Annotated in this window: 20 protein-coding genes; 4 read left to right on the top strand and 16 right to left on the bottom strand. The window is 70.6% G+C overall.

The genetic code is table 11. The annotated features are described in order from the left end of the window. Positions 1-23 precede the first annotated feature (23 nt). Entirely contained in the window at positions 24-854 is an 831-nt protein-coding gene (locus Q8O14_15440) for a phosphatidate cytidylyltransferase (protein MDP2362121.1), read from the bottom strand. A gap of 129 nt (positions 855-983) precedes the next feature. Here Q8O14_15440 and Q8O14_15435 point away from each other — a divergent pair, with 129 nt between their 5' ends. Next, positions 984-2810, top strand: coding sequence for a peptidylprolyl isomerase (locus Q8O14_15435; protein MDP2362120.1), 1827 nt, complete (start codon positions 984-986; stop codon positions 2808-2810). A gap of 95 nt (positions 2811-2905) precedes the next feature. Here Q8O14_15435 and Q8O14_15430 read toward each other — a convergent pair whose 3' ends face one another. The 7 genes from Q8O14_15430 to Q8O14_15400 are packed head-to-tail and all read right to left on the bottom strand — an operon-like array spanning position 2906 to position 9027. Then, on the bottom strand, positions 2906-4141 hold the full coding sequence (locus Q8O14_15430; GenBank protein MDP2362119.1) for a M23 family metallopeptidase: 1236 nt from the start codon (positions 4139-4141) through the stop codon (positions 2906-2908). After that, on the bottom strand, positions 4138-5346 hold the full coding sequence (locus tag Q8O14_15425; protein ID MDP2362118.1) for a glycosyltransferase family 4 protein: 1209 nt from the start codon (positions 5344-5346) through the stop codon (positions 4138-4140). Before Q8O14_15425 ends, Q8O14_15430 begins: the two co-directional genes overlap by 4 nt. Continuing rightward, on the bottom strand, positions 5343-6647 hold the full coding sequence (locus Q8O14_15420; GenBank protein ID MDP2362117.1) for a glycosyltransferase: 1305 nt from the start codon (positions 6645-6647) through the stop codon (positions 5343-5345). The genes Q8O14_15425 and Q8O14_15420 overlap by 4 nt, the downstream gene beginning before the upstream one ends. 2 nt (positions 6648-6649) lie before the next feature. Beyond that, the gene (locus Q8O14_15415; GenBank protein MDP2362116.1) at positions 6650-7069 is read right to left on the bottom strand and encodes a secondary thiamine-phosphate synthase enzyme YjbQ; all 420 of its coding nucleotides are present in this window, start codon (positions 7067-7069) and stop codon (positions 6650-6652) included. Then, positions 7066-7746 carry a phosphoribosylanthranilate isomerase gene (locus Q8O14_15410; GenBank protein ID MDP2362115.1) on the bottom strand — a complete coding sequence of 227 codons (681 nt, stop codon included), beginning with the start codon at positions 7744-7746 and terminating at the stop codon, positions 7066-7068. Before Q8O14_15410 ends, Q8O14_15415 begins: the two co-directional genes overlap by 4 nt. Continuing rightward, on the bottom strand, positions 7746-8543 hold the full coding sequence (locus Q8O14_15405) for a M55 family metallopeptidase (GenBank protein ID MDP2362114.1): 798 nt from the start codon (positions 8541-8543) through the stop codon (positions 7746-7748). The genes Q8O14_15410 and Q8O14_15405 overlap by 1 nt, the downstream gene beginning before the upstream one ends. 58 nt (positions 8544-8601) lie before the next feature. Then, positions 8602-9027, bottom strand: a complete 426-nt coding sequence (locus tag Q8O14_15400; GenBank protein MDP2362113.1) for a SufE family protein — start codon at positions 9025-9027, stop codon at positions 8602-8604. Positions 9028-9159: 132 nt separating this feature from the next. On the opposite strand from Q8O14_15400, the gene Q8O14_15395 reads away from it, so the two are divergent. Continuing rightward, entirely contained in the window at positions 9160-9549 is a 390-nt protein-coding gene (locus Q8O14_15395) for a co-chaperone GroES family protein (protein ID MDP2362112.1), read from the top strand. Positions 9550-9642: 93 nt separating this feature from the next. Here the strand turns inward: Q8O14_15395 and Q8O14_15390 are convergent, their stop codons facing one another. From Q8O14_15390 to Q8O14_15365, 6 genes are all read right to left on the bottom strand, one after another. Next, positions 9643-10644 carry an isoaspartyl peptidase/L-asparaginase gene (locus Q8O14_15390; GenBank protein ID MDP2362111.1) on the bottom strand — a complete coding sequence of 334 codons (1002 nt, stop codon included), beginning with the start codon at positions 10642-10644 and terminating at the stop codon, positions 9643-9645. Next, positions 10641-11753: a tRNA pseudouridine(13) synthase TruD gene (locus Q8O14_15385; protein ID MDP2362110.1), complete on the bottom strand. Its 1113-nt coding sequence runs from the start codon at positions 11751-11753 to the stop codon at positions 10641-10643. The genes Q8O14_15390 and Q8O14_15385 overlap by 4 nt, the downstream gene beginning before the upstream one ends. Positions 11754-11814: 61 nt before the next feature. Beyond that, positions 11815-13113: an ABC transporter permease gene (locus Q8O14_15380; protein MDP2362109.1), complete on the bottom strand. Its 1299-nt coding sequence runs from the start codon at positions 13111-13113 to the stop codon at positions 11815-11817. A gap of 1 nt (position 13114) precedes the next feature. Continuing rightward, positions 13115-13966 (bottom strand): ABC transporter ATP-binding protein, encoded by an 852-nt coding sequence (locus Q8O14_15375; protein MDP2362108.1) that lies wholly within the window; start codon positions 13964-13966, stop codon positions 13115-13117. Between the two features lie 180 nt (positions 13967-14146). Continuing rightward, entirely contained in the window at positions 14147-15526 is a 1380-nt protein-coding gene (locus Q8O14_15370) for an MmgE/PrpD family protein (GenBank protein MDP2362107.1), read from the bottom strand. 423 nt (positions 15527-15949) lie between these two features. Then, positions 15950-17389: an alpha/beta hydrolase-fold protein gene (locus Q8O14_15365; protein MDP2362106.1), complete on the bottom strand. Its 1440-nt coding sequence runs from the start codon at positions 17387-17389 to the stop codon at positions 15950-15952. 104 nt (positions 17390-17493) lie between these two features. On the opposite strand from Q8O14_15365, the gene Q8O14_15360 reads away from it, so the two are divergent. Continuing rightward, on the top strand, positions 17494-19797 hold the full coding sequence (locus Q8O14_15360) for a methyl-accepting chemotaxis protein (protein ID MDP2362105.1): 2304 nt from the start codon (positions 17494-17496) through the stop codon (positions 19795-19797). 54 nt (positions 19798-19851) lie between these two features. Here the strand turns inward: Q8O14_15360 and Q8O14_15355 are convergent, their stop codons facing one another. Then, positions 19852-21036: a hypothetical protein gene (locus tag Q8O14_15355; protein MDP2362104.1), complete on the bottom strand. Its 1185-nt coding sequence runs from the start codon at positions 21034-21036 to the stop codon at positions 19852-19854. A gap of 54 nt (positions 21037-21090) precedes the next feature. Next, complete coding sequence (locus Q8O14_15350) at positions 21091-21498, bottom strand: c-type cytochrome (protein MDP2362103.1); 408 nt, start codon at positions 21496-21498, stop codon at positions 21091-21093. Positions 21499-21596: 98 nt separating this feature from the next. On the opposite strand from Q8O14_15350, the gene Q8O14_15345 reads away from it, so the two are divergent. Then, positions 21597-22112 (top strand): DinB family protein, encoded by a 516-nt coding sequence (locus Q8O14_15345; GenBank protein MDP2362102.1) that lies wholly within the window; start codon positions 21597-21599, stop codon positions 22110-22112. Positions 22113-22185 lie beyond the last annotated feature (73 nt).

The raw sequence follows: 22185 nt of genomic DNA, 5'->3' as shown, positions 1-22185 counted from the left end.
GAACCGGGTGGGCGGGACCGGCCTCAGGCCAGCCACCCCAACCAGGCCAGCAGATAGCCGGCCGGAGCGCAGAAGATCCAAGAATCGAAGCGGTCCAACACGCCGCCATGGCCGGGCAGGAAGCGGGCGCTGTCCTTCACCCCGGCATCCCGCTTGAGTCGTGATTCCAGCAGATCCCCGGCTGGACCCAGCACCCCCAGCAGCAGGCCGATGCCCAGGCCCTGGGCAAGCAGCCCGGGGCCCGCCAGCCCTCCCACGGCGCCGCCCACGGCCACGGCCCCGATCAGGCCGGCCAGGAAGCCCTCCACGGTCTTTTTCGGGCTGGCGCGCTCGAAGAGCTTGTGCCGCCCCAACCAGCGACCGCCGAAATAGGCGAAGGTGTCCGTGGCCCAAGTGCAGAGCAGGAAGGCGAGCATGAGCGCTCGCCGCCGCTCCTCCGGCAGGGCCTGGTCCAGGGCGATGAGCGAGGCGAAGGGCAGGGTGCTGATCATGCCGATGAGCACGGCCGCTCCGATGCTGGAAAGGATCTGCTCCCGCCGGGAGAAAAGCTCCCTGAGCAAGAGCAGCAGCAGCCAGACGAAGGTCAGGCCGCCCCAGAAGTGAAGGAAATCCGCCCGGCCGTCGAAGAGGCGGCTGGCCCCGATCGGCAGGCAGACCACATAGGGCAGCACCAGCCAGATGCTGTGGCCAACTCCCTTGGACCGATACAATCGATGCATCTCGTAAAAGGAAAACAGGCAGATTGCCAGAACAAGCACTGTCAACGGGAGGCCCCCCTGCCAGAAAACAAGGAGGAGGAGGGGGATGCCCACCAGGGAGGTCAAGACGCGGGTTTTCAGATCGGAAGTGGCCATGGCGCCAAGGTAATGGTCTCTTCGCACAGCGCTCCGCCGGTCCGGCCCTGCGCAAAGGCCCCACATGCCTTGAATTCCGGCCGTGAAAGCAATATGCTGAGGGCTTCCATTTTCGGGGGAACTGGCCATATGATGCGGAAACTCCGCGACAACACGGCTGTGGTGCTTTGGGTCCTGATCCTGGCGTTTGTCGGCACCATCGTCTTCAGCTGGGGCATGGGCGGCTTCGACACGATCAGCGGAGGCGGCAAGACCGTCGTCGCCTCGATCAACGGCGAGGAGGTGGAGTACCAGGATTACGAGCGGCTGGTCTCCAACCGGCTGCAGCAATCCGGCAATCAGACCGACAGCCGGGCGGTCACCCAGGCGCGCAGCCAGAGCTGGAACGACCTGATCCATCTCAGCCTTGAGCGCCGCCTGGCCCGCGCGATGGGCCTCAGGGCCAGCGATCGGGAGATCACCGACCGCATCCTCTACCTGCCCAGCTGGGTTGCCCAGGACAGCACTTTCCAGACCAACGGCCAGTTCGACACGCTGAAGTGGCACGAGATCCTGCGGGGCGAGAACATGCGCTCCTGGCTCCTGGGCATGGAAGACCAGCTCCGCCAGTCCATGCCCTTGGAGAAGTTCCGCGCACGCTTGATGTCCACGGCCCTGGCCAGCGACGCCAACCTGCTGGAGGACCATCTGCAGCGCAGCCAGACGGCCCTGGGCAGTTTTCTTGTCTTCATCTACGCCGCCTTCCCGGTGGATTCCAGCGAGATCAGCGAAGCGGAGCTGCTGGCCTGGTTCAAGGAGAACCAGAAGAAGTTCGAGCTGGAGGAGCGGCGGGAGATCGAGTACGTGCAGTTCCCCGTCGTGCCCAGCCGCGAGGACAGTCTGGATGCCCGCGACCAGATTGAGTTCGTGCGCAAGCAGCTGGACAACGGCGAGAGCTTCGAGGATCTGGCCCGCATCTACAGCATGGACGAGTCCAACGCCGACAAGGGCGGCGACCTGGGCTGGTTCGGGCGGGGCCGGATGGTGCCGGAGTTCGACGCGGCCTCCTTCGGCGAGCCGGTGGGCAGCGTGGTGGGCCCGGTGGCCACCCGTTTCGGCCTGCACCTGTTGAAGATCAACGGGCGCGAGCTGCGGGACAACGGCACGGGGGTCAAGGAGGAGCAGGCCAGCGTCCAGCACATCCTGATCAAGATCGAGCCCAGCTCCATGACGCACAGCGACCTGCGCGCCAGGGCCGATGCGCTGTACGAGGACGTGCAGAACGGCCATGATTTCGAGGTGCTCTGTGCCGAGCGCCAGCTCAAGATCCAGCCGGGGCGGCCCTTCACCATCGATGGCACCGTTCCGGGCGTGGGACGCAGCCAGCGGGCGGCGGCCCTCGTCTTCCAGGCCAAGCAGGGCGAGGTCCTGGCCCCCGCCTACTCGGAGCAGGGGGGCTGGTATGTGATGCGCGTGAAGCAGATCCTGCCCAAGGGCACCGACTCCTTCAAGGAGCGCCGCGCCGAGGCGGAGAGCGCCGTGCGCCGGGAGAAGCAGAAGGCCCTGGCCCTGCAGGCGGCCCGGGATTACCTGGCCAGCGCCCGCCCCACCGCGCTGGACAGCACGATGGCCCTGCCGCCGCGGGCGGAGTTCGGACAGCTGGACCAGCCGGTGCGCATCAATCAGTTCATCCGCGGCAATGTGGGCCGCGACCTGGCCTTCAGCGCCACCCTCTTCACCATGCCCGTGGGCGCCGTGTCGGAGCCCGTGGCCGGGGAGCGGGGCGTCTATCTGATCCACTGCCTGCAGCGGGACGACGAGCAGGAGGTCCTGCAGGCCTACGCCGCCGAGCTGCCGACGCGGCGTGTGGAGACCATCCGCCAGCAGAAGGGCGGCATCTACGGCAACTGGTCATCCTGGATGCGGGAGCGGGCGGCCATCAAGGACCACCGGGTCCGCTTCGGCATCGATTATTAGGCAGCAAGCCGGATTCTGCCCACCAGGATCCGCCTGAGACAGCGAGCGAGCGCCCCGCCCAGGGCGCTCGCTCCTTGTCCAGCTGCATCCATGCCCTACCGCTCTGCCGCTTCCAACCCAGGTGGATCCGCGCCAAACCACCGATCGAATTCGGCCAGGAAGGCGGGCAGGCAGTTCGGGGGCACGGGCTTGCCCGGCTCGTTGCGCACCTTGCGTGGGTCCACGCTACGGCCATTCTCGATGATCTCGTAGTGCAGGTGCGGACCCGTGGCCAGGCCGGTGGCCCCCACCCGTCCGATGAACTCGTCCTGGGCCACGCGGCGCCCGGTCCGCATACCGTCGGCCAGGGAACTCAAGTGTCCGTAGACTGTCTCCCGGCGCTGGTTGTGGCGGATGCGCACCACCTGCCCGTACCCCTTCTCCCAGCCGGCCTTGGTCACCACGCCGGCGGCGGCCGCCACCACCGGGGTGCCGTGGGGAGCGGCGTAATCGATGCCATGATGCATGCGCACCTGACGCAGCACCGGGTGTCGGCGCAGGCCGAAGTGCGAGCTGACGCGGCGGAAGGTGAGGGGGCTGGTCAGGAACTCCTTCTGATAGGACTGGCCCTGTCCATTGAAATAGCCTGCCTCCCCGCAGCCGTCCAGGCGACAGGCCTCCAGGCGGCGGCCGCCGTTCTCGTAGCGCGCCGCCAGGATGCGGCCCTCCACCGTCACGCTGTCGCCCAGGTAGCTCCGCGCCACGCGGGATTCCTCCACCGCCAGCCAGAACATGTCGCCCTCCCGCACATCCAGCAGGAAGTCCACGTCCCACTGGAAGATATCGGCGAAGCCCAGCACGAGCTGGGGGCCACCGCCCGCCGCCAGCACGGCCTCGTAGAGGTGCGAGCCGACCCGGCCCTGGTGCACCACCACCTGCGGCGTGGTGCGCGCGCTGTCCAGCCGGGCCCGGCAGGTTCTTTCCACGGCGACAAGGGAATCACCGCGCAGGGCCAGGGGCAGGGTCAGTTCCAGGCAACGGGCGCCGGACCCGTAATGGACCAGGCGGAGGGAATCGCCCACGCTGTGGCGGACCAGCAGGACCGGCTCCCCGGGGCGCAGGCGGCGCAGGTCGAGCAGGCCCTCGCAGGCCGCCACGATGTCGGGCAGCAACATGTCGGGCAGGCCGAGGCGGGCCAGCACCCCCTGCATCGTGTCGCCCGCCCGCACTTCGTCGCGCAGGACGGGGATCCACTCGGGCCAGCGCAGGGGCGCCTCCGCCGTGGGGCGCGGCGCCAGGGCGCCCAGACCCAGCGCGAGCAGGAGCAGGAGCAGGAGCAGCAAAATCTTCATAGATCGTCCCCCGCTTTGGGCGATTCCGACCGTCCCAGGGACTCCAATGCCCCTAGGCGCGCCTGGGCGAAGAGCCGCTCGAAGCGGTCGATGCGGTCATCCCAGCGGTGCCGGGCCCGGGCCTCCGCCGCGGCCGCCGCGCCGATGCGGCGACGCAGCCCGCCGTCGCGGCACAGGCGCAGGATGCCATCGCGCAGGCCTTCCTGTCCTTCATAGAGCAAGCCGTTCTCCTCGTGACGCATCACCTCGCGCACGGCGGGCGTGTCCTCCACCAGGATGGCCTTGCCCAGCGCCATGTACTCGAAGACCTTCATGGGGAAACCGATGTCCGACCAGTCGTCGCTGTAGGTGATGTCGGCGGGCGCCAGCCAGGCGGGCAGCTGGGCATGGGGCACGAAATCGGCGAAGTGGACGCGGTCCTGCAACCCCAGGCGGGCTGTCCACTCCGTGTAGCGGCGGTGGAAGGGACCGTTGCCCACGATGATGAGGCGCAGGCGCGCCTCGGCGGCCATCAGGTCGGGCAGGATGTGGTAGAGGTCGTCCAGGCGGCGGTTGGAGATCTTCCCCACGAAGCTGAGCCAGATCGTCCCCTCCTCCTTGGCCGGCAGGGCGAGGGCGGGCGGGGCGCCATCCGGGAACTCCGCCGCATCGCGGATGACGGCAACCGGCCGCCGCGTCCAGCGGAGCAGCTCCGTGCGGTGCGCCTCGTTGACGGTGGAGACGAGGGTGGCGCCCCACAGGGTGAGGCGCTCCAGCGCCCCGTAGATCCAGGCCAGGGGCAGCTGCCGCCACAGATTGCGGTTGTGCTTGCGGACTTGATGGTAGTGGATCCCCATCACGTCGTAGACCACCGCCTCCCGCCGGTGGACGAGGCGGAGCAGGGCGAGGCCGGGCCCCACGAAGAGTTCGTCCATGAACCAGGCCTCCGGCCGCCAGCGCCGGCGTGCCAGGAGCAGGACAGGTCCCAGCAGCAGGGCGAAGACCGCCATGTCCAGGGCCTTGATGCCGCTGCCCGGCCCCGGGACCATGAGCTGGGGCGCGCCGCGGAAGATCCGGGTCTCCAGGCGCCAGCGCTGGTTGGGCCCCACGCTCACCACCTCGTGGCCGCGGGCCAGCAGGCGGTCGTGGAGCACCACCCAGCGCAGGATGGCCGCCGGGATGCGCTCCTCGTCGACGGGATGCTGCTGGACCAGGCAGATTCTCATGGCGCGTCCAGCCGCGTCCGTGTCCGGCTCCCGGCGCCACCGGGGCCGTCCGCCCGGGCCAGCCGATAGATCTCCTCATAGCGGGCGGCCACCGCCGGCCAGTTGAGTTCCGACTCGATCAGGGCGCGCCCCGCCTCGCCCCAGCGGCGGCGGACCTCCGCGTCGGACAGGGCCAGGCGCAGGGCCTGCTTGAGGGAGCGCGGGTCGTCCGGCGCGGCCAGCAGGCCGGTCACGCCATGGCGCACGGCCAGGGGAATGCCGGCCACCTCGCTGGCCACCACGGCGCGCCGGGCCGCCATCGCCTCGAGGATGACATTGGGCAGGCCGTCCACGTTGCCCGCCTCGTCGTGCACGCTGGGCATGACGAAGAGGTCGCAGGCCGCCATGGCCGGACCCACCTCCTCCCGCGACAATCGGCCGGGGAAGTCGACCACCAGCTGCAGGCCGCGTTCGCGGACCATTGTCTTCAGGCGCTCCGCCAGATCGCCCTCGCCGGCGATGGCGACGCGCAGGCCGGGATGCTGGGCGCGCAAGGGAGGCAGCGCCTCCAGCAGGACGTGGAAGCCCTTCTTCCAGACCAGCCGCCCGAGGGCCAGCACGAGGGGGCCGGGCGCGCCGGCCAGCAGGCGCTCCCGCATGCGGGCGGCGGCGGCCGGATCGATCCCGCCCTCGAGCAGGCCGGGATCGGCGGCATAGGGGATGACATGGCTGCGCCGCCGGTCCAGGCCCAGGGCGCAAACGCGATCCCGCAGCTCCGGCGAGCAGCTCGTCAGGCGCGTGGTGGCGCGCAGCGCCACGCGCGTCATGTGCGAGAAGGGCCAGCCCTTCTCCGCCACGAACACGTCGCTGCCGTGCAAGGTGGCCACCAGGGGCAGGCCCAGGCGGCGGGCCACGCCGGCGGCCATGAAGGCGTTGGGCAGGAACCAGTGGGCATGCAGCAGGTCGGGGCGGAACTCCTGCGCCGCGCGCCGCAGGGCGCGGGCCCCCGCCGCCAGCATGAGCGGACTGAGCAGGAGCATGCGGGTCCTCAGCCGGACATCCTCGCGGATGGTGCGCGAATAGCCCAGGAGGTGCCAGGCGTCCCATGGGGCGTAGCGGTAGGCGGAGAGCCGGGCGCGGGCGCGGCCACGCCCGTCCAGGTCCCGCTCCAGCTCGGCGGGATCGAAGCCCCGGTCCCAGGCCGTCAGGATGCGCACCTCGTGGCCGCGGCGGGCCAGCTCGTCCATGAGGAAACGGACAAAGGGTCCGTTGGTGTCGGCGGGGAAGCGCGGATAGGTGTGCGTCAGGGCCAGGATGCGCACGGTCACTCCCCGATGATCTTGACAAGGATCCGCTTGGGTCGCCGGCCGTCGAACTCGCCGTAGAAGATCTGCTCCCAGGGCCCGAAATCCAGGCGGCCCCCCGTCACCGCCACCACCACCTCGCGCCCCATCACCTGACGCTTGAGGTGGGCGTCGCCGTTGTCCTCCCCCGTGCGATTGTGGGCATAGCGGGAGACCGGTTGGTGGGGGGCCAGCTCCTCCAGCCAGCGCTCGAAGTCGGCGTGCAGCCCGCCCTCGTCGTCGTTGATGAAGACGCTGGCCGTGATGTGCATGGCGTTGACGAGGACGAGTCCCTCGGCCACGCCACTCTCGGCCAGCGCCAGTTCGACCTGGGGCGTGATGTTGACAAAAGCGCGACGGGCGGGGAGGGTGAGGACCAGCTCCCGGCGATGGCTTATCATGCGCCCCCCTCTTCGGCGAATCCTGCCCGGGCCGCCGCGACGAAGGCGCGCACGCGCTTCCTGTCCTTGGCGCCCTCCCTGTCCTCCAGGCCGCTGTGGGCGTCCACCCCGGCCGGTCCCACGGCGCGGATGGCCTCCCCCACGTTGCCGGCGTGCAGCCCGCCGGCCAGGATGAGCCGCCGCGTGGTCGCCTCGCGCAGGCGGCGGCTGAGGCTCCAGTCATGGACCCGGCCCGTGGCGCCGTCGGCCCCGGTGGCCGGATCGTGGCTGTCCGTGAGGAAGGCGTCCACCTGGGCCTCCGCCTCCCGCAGGAGGGCCAGCGGCTCCACCAGGTCGGGGCCGCGGATGATCAGGCTGCGGATGATATGCAGCCCGGGTCCGGCCCGGCGCAGGTTGGCCAGCTCCCCCGCTCCCATCGCCCCGTGCACCTGCACCCAGCCGCAGCCCAGGAAATCGGCCAGCTCCCGGATCTCGGCGGCGCGGTCCAGGTAGGTGATGAGCACGCAGCGCGCCCCGATGTCCAGGGAGCGGATGAGCCGGGCCGCCTCCCCCTCGTCCAGGTCCTCCCGGTGGACGGGCAGGCGGAAGGGAAAGCCGAGCAGGTCCACCCCCTCCGCCAGGCAGAGGCGGGCCTCCTCCTCGTCGCGGATGCCCGCCGCCTGGACCAAGCCCTTCATCAGACGGCGAAGAGCAGGGCGCGCAGCAGATCGTCCAGCGCCGCGCCGCGCAGACGCACGGTCGAGGGCGTGACCTGCCTCATCCCCGGATAGAAGGAGGCGCGCCGGGCCCGCGCCGGGCTGCGGAAGTCCATTTCCAGCTCCCAGCGGCGGGGCAGGCGGGGCAGACGGGCGGCGGACAGGTTGGCCAGGGCGGCCCGGCCGGCCTCGGCCATCCGCGCGAGGACCGCCTGGGCGTCGTGGCAGACCACGCTCTCGCCGCGTCCCTCCTGGGTGGCCACCGTGCGGATGCCGGGCAGCCAGGCCCGCGCCTCCGCGCAGAGGGCCTGGTCGCCGGCGCAGAAGACGAGCGGCACGCCCAGCCCCGCGGCCGTCAACCCGGCGAGGCGCAGCTCGGAGCAGGGCTCGCCGTTGAGGCGCAGGCCGGTCAGACCCGTGGACATGGCATGGCAGAGGGGCGATCCGCCGCTGCCCGCCCCGCTGTGCCAACCCACCACCAGCAGCGCGGCAAAGCTCTTGTCCAGCTCCTGCACCATGAGGCGGGGGTCGCCGCTCCAACCGCGGATGAGGCGGCAGCCGGGGGGCAGGTCCTCGGGCGCCAGGTTGCGGCCCGTGTCATGGGCGTCCTGCACCCACACCTCACACGCCCCCGCTTCGAGGGCGGCCGCGGCCACGGTGGCGGCCTCACGGGCCATGCGATCCCGCAGCCGCTCGTAGCCGGGCTTGCCGATCTCCGTCTCGTCCCAGTGCTGGGCGCCGGTGACGCCCTCCATGTCCACGCTCAGGTAGACTTTCATCTCGTCCTCCCAGGAGAAGGGCGCGCTCGACCGCCGCTACGGGCCTTGGGGCCGCGTCTCAGGCCGAGGCCGGGGCGCTGAGCCGGAAGGCCAAGGCGTAGAGCTGGATCTGCTTGACCATGGCCGCCAGGCCGTTGGCGCGCGTGGGCGACAGGTGCTGGCGCATGCCGATCGCCTCGACGAACTCGGGCCGGGTGGCCAGGATGGCGTCGGGGCTCAGGCCGGAATACACGCGCAGCAGCAGGGCGATGAGACCCTTGACGATGAGGGCGTCGCTGTCGGCGTCCAGGACGACCTTGCCCTCCTCCAGCCGGGCGTGCAGCCAGACCTGGGACTGGCAGCCCTTCACCTTGAGCGCCTCGCCGCGCCACTCGTCGGGGTAGGGGGGGAGGGCGGCGCCCAGCTGGATGAGGCGCTCATAGCGTTCCTCCCAACCGGGCAGGGCCTCGAATTCCTTCACAATGCGCGCTTGCCGCTCATCCATGGTGCTCCCGGGCTGTCCGGGGCCAAGATAAGGCATGGTCCCCGGTGACTGCGGCAGGCGCCCGCCGCCGATGCGGACCGCCGACCGGGCGCTATATTCCGCCCGCCGAGGCGATCAACTCCTGGAGGTGGGATGAGCGGCCTGGAGCATCTCAAGGTGATCGGCGACCGGGTGCTGATCCTGCCCGACGCCGGCCAGCAGCGGACGGGAGCCGGCCTCTACCTGCCCCCCAGCGTGAGCGACAAGGACATCGTGCAGGGCGGCACGGTGGTGGCGGTGGGGCCGGGCACGCCCATGCCCGACCCGGACAGCTCGGACGAACCCTGGCGACCGGCCCCGGGCCGCCTGCGCCACCTGCCCATGGAGGTGGAGGCGGGCGACTACGCCCTCTACCTGAAGAAGGCGGCGATCGAGGTCACCTACCAGGGCCACCGCTACCTGATTGTGCCCCTGGCCGGCATCCTGCTGGTGGAGCGGGACGAGAACCACCTGCCCCTGGACGAGCTGCTGGGCGGGGAATGAGGCGGCGGCGCCTCGTGAAACCGCGACACGTGGATCAGCACCCGCCCTCCGGGCCGGTCCTCCTGCGCCCAAGGGGCCGCCCGAATCCCCGCATCACTCCGTGAATTCAAGCTGTCGGAGATCGCCCCCCTCAAGCAGTTCCTCTTCGAAGATGGCCAAGCCCCAGCGCCCAATGGCGGGGTCGGCCCAGGCGCGGTACATGCCCTGGCTGTTGAAGGCCAGCACGCCCCGCTCCGCGCTGAGGGCCACACAGCCGCCCTCGCCACCCAGCTCCGCCACGTTGGTCAGGGCCGCCGCGCAGGCCTCGGCCAGATCCTGACCGCCCAGCCGGAGACGCGCCTCCACCTCGTGGGCGAAGACGGCGCGGAGGAAGGCCTCTCCCGCCCCGGTGGCCGAGAGGGCCAGGGAGCGGTTGTCGGCATAGGTGCCGGCCCCGATCACGGGGCTGTCGCCGATGCGCCCGCGGGGCTTGTTGGTCATGCCGCCGGTGGAGGTGGCGGCGGCCAGGTCGCCGGCCAGGTCGCGGGCCACGGCGCCCACCGTGCCGGCATCATCCCCGCCCGCCAGCTCCCCGGCGTGGTCCAGCACGGCCTGTCCCCGCCCGCGGGCGGCCTCCAACTGGGCCTGCCGCTCCCGCGTGACGAACCAGGCGGGGTCCGCCAGCTCCTCGCCCCGGGCGGCCAGCCAGTCCTCCACGGCGACCCCGGCGCCCAGCACGCGCCCCGCCTCGAGCAGGCGCCAGGCGGCGCGGACGGGGTGGCGCAGGCGCCGCGCCCCGCAAAGGGCTCCCGCCCGCCGCGTGCGGCCGCACATGAGGGAGGCGTCCAGCTCCACCTCGCCCGCCTCATTGAGGACGGAACCGCGGCCCGCGTTGTAGAGGGGGTCGTCCTCCAGCGCCATGACCGCCTCCTGCACGGCGGCCAGCGCCGGGCCTCCCGCCGCCAGGATGCGCCAGCCGGCGGCGAGGGCGGCGCGCAGGCCGGCCATGCGCCCCCTCACCAGCTCCTCGCTGGTCATGTCCGCGCGGATGGGTCCCGCCCCGCCGTGGATCAGGAGGAGGGGACCAGAGCCCGGCCCCAGGTGCGTCATGTTCATGCCCTCGTCCCCTGCGCCAGGTCCGGGTCCGCTCCGCCGCGCTCCGCCTCCCGCCAGTCCGCCATTTCGCCCAGCAGGCGGGTGGCGAAGGCGCCCGCCTCCAGCTCGAAGTCCAGCACCAGGCTGGCCCCTTCCCCGCCCGCCTGGATGGTCAGGCCGCCGGCCTGGGTCTGCAGGGCGCGCCGCGTGCCGGGAGCCTTCTTGCCCAGGCCGGTCCACTGCACCCGCGCCAGGCCGAAGGCGGCCAGGACCTCCTCCTCCAGGGCGCGGGCCGGGCTGTCCGGCGGCGGCACCAGGCGGTCCGCGCCGAAGATGGGGCCCGTGATGCGCAGCTCCCCCGCCTCCAGCCGCTGCTGGTCCGTCACAGGATCGGCGCTGGAAAAGAGGCCGCCCGTCTCCGTCTTCTGCAGGATGTCCCCGCCCAGCACCGTGCGCAGCTGGCCCCGCTCCCGGCGCAGGCACCAGAACAGGTTGAAGAGGGCTCCCTGGAGGGCGGAGAGGGCGAAGTCCCCCGGCCGCAGGCGGCGGGGCTGCCCCAGCAGGCGCAGGCCGAGATCCACGTTGCGGCCGTCCGGGCCGAAGCGCTGGCGGCCGAAGAGGTGGCCCATGCCGCCCGCCTCCGCCAGGCGCTCCGCCCGGTCCCGCGCCAACTCCAGCGCCGGGGCGGCCGGGCGGTCCAGCTCGCGCAGGGTGATGCGGAAGCGGTTGCCCTTGAGGTGGCCGCGGCGCAGTTTGTGGCGGTGGGGATGGGGAGCGCCCAATTGCAGGTCCGCATGCTGGAAGTCGCCGTGGCGGGCGGCGCCGGCGGCGGGCAGGCTGATCCACTGGGTGGTGAGGGCATGGCGGTCCTTGAGGCCGGCCACGCCAATCTCGCCGCGGGGCAGGCCCAGCTGCCGCGCCACCTCGTGCAGGGCCGCGTCGGTGGTCCAGCCCCGCTTGGTCAGCGTGAGAAAGAGGTGGCCCTCCCCGCCATCGGGTTCATAGGCAGGCACTTCCTCCACGACGAAATCCTCGGGGACGGCGCGGATCAGGCCGCGCAGCCGTTCGCCCTCCAGCAGGGGCGCCGGATCAAGGATCTCCCATCGACGGGTGCTCCACGTCCACTCCACGTCAGTTCCTTTCGCAGCGGCCGACCGGCCCTGTGGGCGTCCAAGGCCGGGGCGCCGCGTGTCAAGACTCGTTCCAGCGGAAGGCGCGCAGGCCGATGGCGGCCGCCGCGGCGCCGAAGGCGCAGAGGATGGCGCAGACCGGCCACAGCTCGGCCCAGCCGAAGCCGCGCCAGAGCACTCCCTCGAAGGCGAGGATGGCCCACTTGACCGGACTGGCGTTCCCCAGGACGCGCATCCACTCCGGCATCATGAAGAGCGGCACCATGCCGCCCCCCAGCATGGCCAACACCAGCAGGAGGGACCAGCCGATGCCCGAGGCGGAACGCTCCGTGCGACCCAGGACGGAGACCAGCAGCATCAGGCCGGTGAAAGCCGCCGCGGTGGCGGGGATGGCGGCCAGCAGCAGGAGGGGCCGTTCCGCCCGCACGCCCAGGGGCAGGCCGGCCACCAGCATGAGGAGGGCCAGGGCCATCACGGTGGCGGCGCAAGCCAGGGCCTTGCCGCCCAGGATCTGCCGGCGGCGCAGGCGCGAGGCGCGCAGGCGGCGCAGCGTGCCCTCCTTGCGCTCCACCACCAGCGAGACGCCGAAGGTGGCGGCCACGCTGATCAGGCCCCAGAGCAGGCCCTGGGGAAAGGAGATCTCGAAGTAGGAGCGGGGTCCCTCCCGCACCACCGACAGTTCGCGGGCCTTGATCCTCAGCGGGATGAAGTCCGCCAGCCCGGAGCGTGGCGCGGCCAGTGGCGCCGCACCGGCGGCCAGGGACTCGGCGGCGGCCTCATGGACCAGGAAGCGGTCCAGCTCTCCCAGCCAGCGGCGCAGGGGATCGAGGCGCGCGGTGGCGGCGGCGGGCCGGTCCAGGCTGTCCCGCCAGGCGCGCACATCCGGGAGGAAGGAGCGGGGATCCTGGAAGCGCTGCGCCAGGCCGCGGAAAGCCTGTTCCATGAGCAAGCCCTGCAGGAGGCCGGCCTCCGCCCGGCGGACCGGATCATGGAGCAGTTCGACTTCGACGGGCTGCCCGCGAAAGGGGTGGACGAGCCCCTGACCGAAGCCCGGCGGCAGGATGAGGGCGGCGCTGGCCCAACCCCGCCGCACCGCCTGCTCGGCGCCCGCCAGGCTGTCCCGCCGGCAGTCCAGACCAGGTCGCGCCGCCAGCGAATCGAGGAAGGCGGCCGCCGCGGGGCTGCCGTCCAGATCCACCAGGCGCAGGGGAATGCGGCGCGCGCCCTCCTCGCCCGGCGAGAAGATGGCCCCGAAGAAGAGCGCATAGATGAAAGGGAAGGCCATGGTGAAGAAGAGACCGGCGCGATCCCTCAGAAGCAGGCGCAGGTCCTTGATGGCGATGGCGAGCATGCTGCCCATTTCAATCCCTCAGACGGCGGCCGGTCAGGCGCAGGAAAACCTGCTCGAGGTCCGGCGGGCGGACGGTGAAGGCCGCGAGCGGCCCCTCGGCGTGCAAGCGGAGCAGCTCCCCCATGGGATCGGTCGTCTCACGCCGGATCGTCCCGCCGGCGCGCTGCGCCTCTAGGATGGACGGGCCGCCATGGCGCTCCAGCAGCTCGGGAACCGCTCCGCAATCCAGCAGGCGCCCCTGGTCCAGCACGGCCACGTGGTCGCAGAGACGCTGGGCCTCCTCCATGTAATGCGTGGCGTAGAGGACGCCGCGCCCCGCCGCCCGCTGGGCAAGGACCAGGTCATAGAGGGCGAGGCGGGACTGGGGATCGACCCCCGCCGTGGGCTCGTCCAGCAGCAGCAGATCCGGCTGGTGAAGCAGCGCCACGGCCAGATTGAGCCGGCGCTTCATGCCGCCGGAGAAGGTGGAGACGCGGTCCCGCTCGCGGCCGGTCAAGCCCGACTCGGCCAGGACCTGCCGGGCCCGGAGGGCCAGGCCGTTGCCCGCCAAGCCCTGCACGCGGCCGAAAAAGAGCAGGTTCTCCCACGCGCTGAGATCGTCGTAAAGGGCCAGCTCCTGCGGGGCCAGGCCGAAGCGGGCGCGCACGGCCGGATCGCGGGGATCGCCGCCCGCCGTGCGCACGCTCCCGGACCGGGGCTCCAGCAGGCCGGTGGCGAGGGCCATCAGCGTGCTCTTGCCCGCCCCATTGGGTCCCAGCAGGCCGAGGATCTCGCCCGGGCGCAGCTCGAGGCTGAGATCGTCCAGGGCGGATCGATCGCCGTAGGAGAAGGACAGGTGATCAACCTTCAACAGCAAGGCCACGCCCCCGGCTCCTTCCCCTGCGTCACGCCCCTTCGATCCTGCCGCCGGTCGGACTTATCCTCCCCGATCGGACCGGATTCACCACAGCCTTCCTGCACATGCCACCGGCATGCGCTGCGACATCCTGAAAACCGCGCTCGCAGGGCGCAAACCTCTCAGCGGTCCACCCTCGTCTGTCTGCTAGAAGCGCAAGGCATCCATGAACTCGCGGGCGGAGAGCGCCTCGCAGCCGAAGATGGCCTGCTTGACCCGGGCGCGGCCCGCCTCGTCCAGGACCGGGGCGGCCAGGGCGCCGAACTTGGCGTCCAGATCCTCCTCGGTCATGGGTTCCCGCGGATCCCCCTTGGGATACTCGAGATATTCCTCGAGGAGGCGGCCGTCCTTGGTCAGGATGCGCACGCGGCTGGGCTGCTTGGCCGGGAACATCGCCTCGAACTCGAGGGAGGCCTCGCCCTCGATGCGGTCGATCACCTCGCGGATGGCCGGGTCGTGGATCTTCTCGTCGGAGAAGCTGGCCGTGGTCACCTGGCCGTCCACGATGGCGGCGGCGATGCAGTAGGGCAGGCTGTGGTCCGCCGTTTCGCGGCTCTCCGGGCGGTACTTGTGGGGATCGAAGAGGATGTCGCAGGCGCGGGCGATGGTGGTCACCGTCACCTTCTCAAGGTCCTGCCAGCCCAGCCGGCCCTTGCGCATGGCCTTGAGGGTGGCGGAGAGGTGGGTGTGGGTCAGGGCCTCGGTGGGGAAGGCCTTCATGCTGCATTCGAGGATCTTCCACGGCCGCCCGCCCTCCGAGCCCGGCAGGGCGCCCAGCAGGGCGTCCTCGTTCCAGCCGGGACCGAAACAGTGCTGGAAGCCCTCCTTGCCCTCGAAGACGGCTTCGGTGCCCGTGTAGCCTCGCTGGGCCATCAACGCCGCCTGCACACCGGCCTGCACCGCCAGCGGATCCACCGTGTTCTTCATCATGGTCAGCTTGCCCGCCGTGGGGCAGCCGATGGTGTGGCTGTGGCAACCGGCGATGCCGATGGCGTTGACCAGCTGGTCCTCGTCCAGGCCCAGCAGCCAGCCGGCCACCAGCGGGCTGACGAACTGGGTGAGGGTGGCGTGGTGCCAGCCGCGTTCGCGGACACCGGGCACGGCGAAGAGGCAGAGCCGCTGCTCGAACTCGTAGGCGAGAAGAATGGCCACCAGCACCTCCTTCATGGAGCGGTCCGCCATCTCGCCCGCCGCCAGCGCGGCCGGGATGAGGTCGGAGGGGTGGCTGGGGTCCTCCTTCCAATAGATGTCGTTGAAGTCCAGGGCGCGGATCATCAGGCTGTTGACCAGGCTGGCGCTGATGCCGGGCAGCCGGTCCCCGAAGCCGATGAGGGTGGACTCGGGCTTGCCGCCCAGGTCCAGATAGAGTCCGCGCAAGGCGTTGACGTCCCGGGTGCGCACGCTGCCATAGGCGCAGCCGACGGAATCATACAGGTAGCGACAGGCCTCGCGCAGGGCGGCGGCCGGCATATCCTCATGGCGCAGGCCCAGGGCGAAGCGGGCCATCTGGCGGGAAATGCTGGTCATGGTCTCCTCGTGAGCTGGTTTGGTGCGCCGGCCTCCTGCCGTCGACGACCAAGGTAGCATGAGAAGAGCGGTGGGAAGGGAGCGGGGGAGCTGGTGCGCCGCCGTTGGCGCCTCAATTCATACGCATTTTTCCAGGCCCTCCCACCTCCCCCCACCCGCCCTTCGAAGGGCGTCATGGGGAGCGCGGGGCCAAACGGGAAATCGGCGGGGCGGGTTCCCGTTCCGAGCGCATGATTTCGCAGTCCGGCGCAGGCCGTGGCGACCGCGGTTGACATGGATGCCCGGCGCCCGACCTGAGGCAAGCCTCCCGTCCACCCATGCTGTCACGGCTTCGAAGGGTCGTCGCGAACCGTCCAGGACGCGTGAAGCATTGCCCGCTGGACAACAGCTCCCGCGCTCCGGCCTACCGGCGGGAACGACCAGTCACCGCACCAAGGTCACGGAAGTCAGGCCCCGGGCCTGTCCGCGCCTGGCCTCGATCCAGTAGCGGCCGGTGGGCAGGGTGTCCATCTCCCAGCTGAGCACTTGCCTGTGCGCAGGCATCTCCCGTTCCTGGCGCAGACGGCCCAATCCGTCGAAGAGCCGCAGATGGGCGGACCCCATGCCATCCAGGCTCACGCTCAGGGTGGAGTTGAAGGGATTGGGCCAGGCCCGCAGGTCCAGGCGGCCGGGCCGGACGCCTCCGTCCGAGCGCGGCAGCGCCGTTTCCGCCTCCAGCACGAAAAGCAGGCCCTCGTCGATGGTGGCCCGCCACAGGCCCCAGGAGTGGCCCTCGTGGTAGACGCGCGCCAGGTGCGGCACGCCCCGCGCCTCCAGCAGCTCCGCCGTCTGCTCGGCGAGGGGCCGGATGGCGTCCAGGTCGTAGCTGCCCCAATTGAGGTAGAGGCGCAGGCTGTCCGGGGAGAGGGCGGCCAGCCGATTCTGCTGGGCCTGGGGGAGATAGGGACTCATGAGGATGCCGCGCCCGAAGATCAGCGGGAACTCTCCCAGGAGGTAGGCCGAGATGTTGCCCCCGTTGGAGGCGCCCAGGGTGATCCAGCGCGCCGGATCCTCGTGCGTGGCCCAGGCCGCCCGCACGGCGGGGACCACCGTCTCGGCGATGAAGAGGCCAAAAGCGGCCTGCTGGGTGGTCTGGTACTCGGCGGTGCGGTTGACGGGCGGCACGCAGACGAAGATGGGCAGCTCCAGGGTGGGATGCTCGTTGGCCAGCCAGGCCACCACGTTGCGCAGGTAGGCCAGCGACAGGTATTCCAGGCCGTCGTGGACCAGACACACGCCGCGCGCCTGCCCCTCCACGTGGCCTGGCGGCAGCAGGATCTGGATGGTCCGCGTGTTGCCCAGCTGGGGGCTGTGGAAGTTGTTCCAGGTGACCAGCGTGCCCGCCGGCAGCCCCTGGTTGAGGATCTCCGGGGGTTGCACGTAGGCGGGCATGGCCAGTTCGCTGTTGGGTCCGAAGCCGCCGTTGCAGGTGAGGGGGTTGAGCGGATCAAGGATCCATTGGGAGCCATTGCGCACGAACTTGTAGTCCAGCCGCGCATCCTCCTCGCAGAGGAAGCCGCGATACCAGAGGTCCGTCCCGCCGATCAGGCTGAGCGCGAAGTCGGGCTGCCAGCCCGTCATGTCGCCGGCCAGGGCCAGGGTGGAGGCTGTGCCGCGATAGAGGAACCAGGCGCGGTCCGCCTCGCGGATGGGCGTCGCGCTGCCGGGCAGGTTCGCCATCAGGCTGTCCACCAGCGCGGGACGCTGGTCGGCGGGAAGGGCATGGATGTGGTTGATGAAGTCCTGAAAGCCCTGACCCAGGGCGGGAAGGGTGCCGGACAACAGAGCGATTACCAGAATAACCGTGTTTTGAGTGGCTCTCATGCGCGACTCCGTTCATGATGGTCCCGCTTGGGGGAAAGAAGGTGAGAGTTTTCAAGAACAATCACTTGGAAGCCGATGACGTTGGGCATCACCCAGGAGGATACATGAAGCACTCGATCAAATCACGCATCGTCCGCCTGGTCCTGCTTTGCACAGCCCTGCCCATCGTCCTGCTGCTGGTGGCCAGCCTGCTCGTCCAGCAGATTCAGCGCAAACAGGTCGTTGAAGAGACGGACGGCCTGTTGAAGAGCGACCTGGCCCATATCGCCTACGGCGTGCAGCAGCAGGTGGCCACCGCCCACGCCCTGGTGGAGATGCAGGTGGAAGGAAACATGCGGGTGGCCCTGGAGCAAGTGCGCCGCATGGGCGGCGTCAACCAGGTGGCCGGTACACTCACCTGGCAAGCCACCAACCAGCATAGCCAGGAGAGCGCGAGCGTCAGCCTGCCCGCCATCCAACTGGGTTCATGGAACGTGACGCCCATCGACGACGCCACCACGGCGGTTCCCCTGGTCGACACGGTGCGGGATCTGGTGGGCGGCACGGTCACTGTCTTCCAGCGCATGAACGAGACCGGCGACATGCTGCGCGTGGCCACCACCGTGCTCAACAAGGAAGGCCGGCGCGCCATCGGCACCTACATCCCGGCCGTCAACCCGGACGGCGCCGCCAATACGGTGGTGAAGACCGTGCTCAAGGGCGAGACCTACCGGGGCAAGGCCTTTGTCGTGGACTCCTGGTATACGACGAGCTATGTGCCACTGATGGAGGGCGGCGAGGTGGCGGGCATGCTCCACGTGGGCGTCAAGCAGGAGTCCATCGAGTCCCTGCGCAAGAGCATCATGGACATCGTGGTGGGCAAGACCGGCTACGTCTGGGTCATTGGCGGCGAGGGCCAGCACCACGGCCACTACATCATCAGCCAGCAGGGCAAGCGGGACGGCGAGAACATCCTTGAGGCCAAGGACGCGGAGGGCAAGCCCGTCATCCGCACCATCGTCGACGAGGCCAAGGCGGTGCCCGGCCAGATCATCCAGGTGCGCTACCTGTGGCACGACACGATGAGCAAGCGCACGGCCCCCAAAGTGGCGGCCGTGGTCTACTACCAGCCCTGGGACTGGGTGATCGGTGCCAGCGCCTGGGAGGACGACTTCATGGACCCTGTCCACCGTATCGCCAAGGGGGCGCGCCTCACCCTGATCATCACGCTGCTGGTCGCGCTGGGTGCCCTGGTCCTCTCCGGCTGGTTCGCCCTGGCCAGCGCCGGGCGCATGGCCCAGCCCATCGTCCGGCTGTCGGCCATCTTGCGGGAGGCGATGGAGGGCAATCTCAACCAGGAGGAGGCGCTGGCCGACCGCTCCCTGGAACGGATCTCCGAGGTGGGGGAGCTGGCCAGCAGTTTCTCCGGCATGATCGGCAGCATCCGCCGCAGCATGGGCGAGCTGGAGGACCAGCGCGCCTACCTCAACCGCAACGTGGAACACCTGCTGCAGGCGGTCACCCGCTTCGCCCAGGGAGATCTCACCGTCAGTGTGCAAGTGGAGCGCGAGGACGAGTTGGGCCGGCTCATCGCGGGATTCAATTCGGCCCTGGCCACCATCCGGCGCCTGATGGCCGACCTGGCGGGCAGTTCCGGCGAGCTGCAGACCACATCCGGCCAGTTGGACCGCATCGCCGGCGAGCTGAAGCTGGTCTCGGCCCGCACCCGTGACAAGGCCGAGGGCGCCACCCACCATTTGAAGGACATGGACGGCACGATGCAGGCCATGGCGGCGGCCACCGAGGAGATCTCGGCCACGATCCAGGAGATCGCCAACTCCTCCCACCAGGCGACCGTGGTGGCCGGCGAGGCCGTCCAGTCGGCCGACCAGGCCAGCCTTGCCATCCAGACCCTGGACGATTCGAGCCAGAAGATCAGCGCCGTCATCCAGGTGATCGACACCATCGCCAAGCAGACCAATCTGCTGGCCCTCAACGCCACGATCGAAGCGGCCCGCGCCGGCGAGGCGGGCAAGGGCTTCGCCGTGGTGGCGGGGGAGGTGAAGGAACTGGCCTCCGGCACGACGCGCGCCACCGAGGACATCCGTCGCATGATCGACGCCATCCAGCAGGACACCACCCGCACGGTGGACGGCATTGGTCACATCCTGGAGGTGGTGACCCGCATCCGCGACCTGCAGGGCAACATCGCCGGCGCCATCGAGGAGCAGGCCACCACCACCCGCGAGTTCGCCGGCCAAATCAGCCAGGTGGCGGGTTCAACCAGCGAGGTGGCCACCTCCCTGGATGAGGTGCTGGGGGGAACGGACATGGCGCGGCGGGAAGCGGAGCAGACGGCGGCGGCGGCGTCTCGGCTGGCCGACCTCTCCTCCGCCCTGCAGCAACACGTGGCCAAGTTCAGGTACTGAGACGCGAACGTGGTCCGCCACTTGCGCCAAGGCGGCCGGACCGCCTGCCTCAGCTCATGGCGCGAAGGAAAGCCGGATGGCCAGCCGATGGCCGCCGGCTTCCGCGCTCCGGTCGCCCTGCGCCAACAGCAGACGGCCTCCGCCCAGGTTGACCACGCCGGCTTGCCGCGGCGTCCGGGCGCCCGCCGGGGACGGGTCGTAGGCAAGGGGCCGTGTCTCCCCGTCCTGCTCGATCCAGAGGCGCGGTCCGCCCACCACCACGTGGTCCGTCTGTCCGCTGTCCAGGTGCAGCACGGCCAGCGCCACGGCGCGGATGGAGCTCTCCCTCGGCAGCGCGCCGTCGCGCCAGGCCGTCGCCAGCAAGGCCTCCACCTCCTCGCAGAGGCGGGAGGGGTTGCGCCAACGCACGGCCTGCTGCAGGATCCAGCCGCGCAGGGCCAGCAGCAGGCGATGGGCCGCCGCTCCGGAACCGGTGCATTCCAGCGAGGCGAGCAGGGCCAGCCCCTCCCCCAGGCGCCAGAGGTTGACCAGGCCGGGAGGGCCCGCCGCGGGCGGGTTCCAGTCCAGCGCCAGACGCCCTGGAAAGGGGTTCTCCTCCACTTCCAGCAGCCGCCCCAACCGCCCCAGGCCTTCCACCGACCCTTCGAGGGAGGCGGGCCGGGCCGGACCGGTTGGCAGCAGCGGGCTGAGCACGTCCAGCAGGCGCAGATGGAGTTCCACCTCGGGCACCAGGCCTTCCAGGTGGGCGAAGAGGGCGTCATCGAAGAAGCGGGGCGTGTCGGCGGAGAACCAGAGGAAGCCGTGGCGGTCCAGGCTTCGCCAAGGCAGGCGGACATTGGAGCGGATCCCCTCGCGCAGGGCCACCTGGCTTGACAGGGAGATGCCGCGGGAGGCCAGGTGGGCCTCCATGTCGTCGATGCGGTCGCCCCGGCCCCGCTCGACGAGGGAACCCAGGCTGGTGGCGTGCAGGGGCAGCACATGGAACTGGTCCAGGAAGAGGGAGGGGGCGCGGTGCCGGAATGGCACGGGGATGACCAGGCCGTCCTCCCCCAGGTAGGCCAGGCCCACGCGGAAGACGCTGCCGCGGGGCGGATCCGCCGGATGGCGCAGGGCGGCCGCCGCCTCGTTGACGTGGATCAGGAGGGCCTGGGCATAGTCCTCGAGCGTGGCGGCGCGGGCGCCGGCTTGGCTCAAACGACGGCGAGAGGCCGCCAGCCGGTCCGGATCGGGTGGGTGCATGGGCATCCTGTGGCAATGCTTGGGCCGGCGCGGCGCACCGCCCCGGCGCCGGGATCAGTACGTGGGCCGAACGCCGGCCTGGTCCAGCATGTAATGGATGGCGTCGTGGAGGTCCTTGTCCGTGCAATCCATGCACGTGCCCTTGGCGGGCAGCACGCCGAACTCCCCGGTGAAGCCCTCGATGACGTGCTTGTGCAGGGTGGCCATCCCCTTGGCCGCCTGGATGGTCCAGCGCGCCCTGTCCGTGAGCGGGGCCGCGCCCGACACCCCCGTCATGTGGCAGGCGAAGCAGGCCTTGTCGTAGACCCGCTTGCCGTTCTCCAGGTCGACGGGATAGGCCGGACCGGCGGCCGGCGCGGCGTCGGGGGCCACCGTGGCGGCCTGGTCGGCGGGCTTGTCGCCGCCGCATCCGGCGGCCAGCAGAAGACCCAGGGCGAGACCAGGCAGGAGCAGCGTCTTCATGTGCAACCTCGTGTGATGGATGTCGAGGGACCTTGGCCGCAAGTTAGGAAAGCAGGACAGGCCGCTGGGTGCCATCTTGGGCCGGCAAGGAGGAAGGCATGGACGCTCGGAAGATGATTGAAGCGCTGCGACGCCAGGCCACATGGCTGGAGATGGTGCTGGAGGGAGTCGATGAAGGGCAGGCCCGCTGGCGGCCGGCGGAAGGCCACTGGTCCATTCTCGACGTGGCCTGCCACCTGCTGGACGAGGAGCGCGAGGACTTCCGCGCTCGCCTGCGCCAGACCTTGGCGGATCCCGCCGGGGACTGGCCGCCCATCGATCCCCGGGGCTGGGTGGAGGCGCGGGCCTACGCCGGGCGCGACCTGGCGGAAGTGGCGGCCCGCTGGCGCGAGGAGCGCGCCGCCTCGCTGGCCTGGCTGGAGCAGTTGGCGGCGCCCGACTGGGAGCTGGAGCACACCCACCGCGACGGTTTCTCCCTGCGCGCCGGGGACCTCCTGGCGGCCTGGGCGGCCCACGACCTGCTCCACCTGCGGCAGCTGACGCGCCTGCACCTTCTCTGGCTGCGCCGGGAGGCGGCCCCCTTCGTCCCGGACTATGCCGGACCCATCGCTTAGCTGTCGGTCCCGGCCCTTTCGCGGCCTTCATCGCCCCACCCGGCCCGCTCCTTCCGCCGCTTTCCAGCACAAG

The sequence above is a fragment of the bacterium genome, assembly GCA_030685015.1.
Classification (GTDB): Bacteria; CAIWAD01; CAIWAD01; order CAIWAD01; family CAIWAD01; genus CAIWAD01.
This window is presented reverse-complemented; position numbering and strand designations above follow the sequence as displayed.

Excerpts from the sequence above, each read along its gene's own strand:
- Q8O14_15440 (MDP2362121.1), bottom strand. The coding sequence starts at position 854 with ATGGCCACTTCCGATCTGAAAACCCGCGTCTTGACCTCCCTGGTGGGC.
- Q8O14_15435 (MDP2362120.1), top strand. The coding sequence starts at position 984 with ATGATGCGGAAACTCCGCGACAACACGGCTGTGGTGCTTTGGGTCCTG.
- Q8O14_15430 (MDP2362119.1), bottom strand. The coding sequence starts at position 4,141 with ATGAAGATTTTGCTGCTCCTGCTCCTGCTCCTGCTCGCGCTGGGTCTG.
- Q8O14_15425 (MDP2362118.1), bottom strand. The coding sequence starts at position 5,346 with ATGAGAATCTGCCTGGTCCAGCAGCATCCCGTCGACGAGGAGCGCATC.
- Q8O14_15415 (MDP2362116.1), bottom strand. The coding sequence starts at position 7,069 with ATGATAAGCCATCGCCGGGAGCTGGTCCTCACCCTCCCCGCCCGTCGC.
- Q8O14_15410 (MDP2362115.1), bottom strand. The coding sequence starts at position 7,746 with ATGAAGGGCTTGGTCCAGGCGGCGGGCATCCGCGACGAGGAGGAGGCC.
- Q8O14_15405 (MDP2362114.1), bottom strand. The coding sequence starts at position 8,543 with ATGAAAGTCTACCTGAGCGTGGACATGGAGGGCGTCACCGGCGCCCAG.
- Q8O14_15400 (MDP2362113.1), bottom strand. The coding sequence starts at position 9,027 with ATGGATGAGCGGCAAGCGCGCATTGTGAAGGAATTCGAGGCCCTGCCC.
- Q8O14_15395 (MDP2362112.1), top strand. The coding sequence starts at position 9,160 with ATGAGCGGCCTGGAGCATCTCAAGGTGATCGGCGACCGGGTGCTGATC.
- Q8O14_15390 (MDP2362111.1), bottom strand. The coding sequence starts at position 10,644 with ATGAACATGACGCACCTGGGGCCGGGCTCTGGTCCCCTCCTCCTGATC.
- Q8O14_15380 (MDP2362109.1), bottom strand. The coding sequence starts at position 13,113 with ATGGGCAGCATGCTCGCCATCGCCATCAAGGACCTGCGCCTGCTTCTG.
- Q8O14_15370 (MDP2362107.1), bottom strand. The coding sequence starts at position 15,526 with ATGACCAGCATTTCCCGCCAGATGGCCCGCTTCGCCCTGGGCCTGCGC.
- Q8O14_15365 (MDP2362106.1), bottom strand. The coding sequence starts at position 17,389 with ATGAGAGCCACTCAAAACACGGTTATTCTGGTAATCGCTCTGTTGTCC.
- Q8O14_15360 (MDP2362105.1), top strand. The coding sequence starts at position 17,494 with ATGAAGCACTCGATCAAATCACGCATCGTCCGCCTGGTCCTGCTTTGC.
- Q8O14_15355 (MDP2362104.1), bottom strand. The coding sequence starts at position 21,036 with ATGCACCCACCCGATCCGGACCGGCTGGCGGCCTCTCGCCGTCGTTTG.
- Q8O14_15350 (MDP2362103.1), bottom strand. The coding sequence starts at position 21,498 with ATGAAGACGCTGCTCCTGCCTGGTCTCGCCCTGGGTCTTCTGCTGGCC.
- Q8O14_15345 (MDP2362102.1), top strand. The coding sequence starts at position 21,597 with ATGGACGCTCGGAAGATGATTGAAGCGCTGCGACGCCAGGCCACATGG.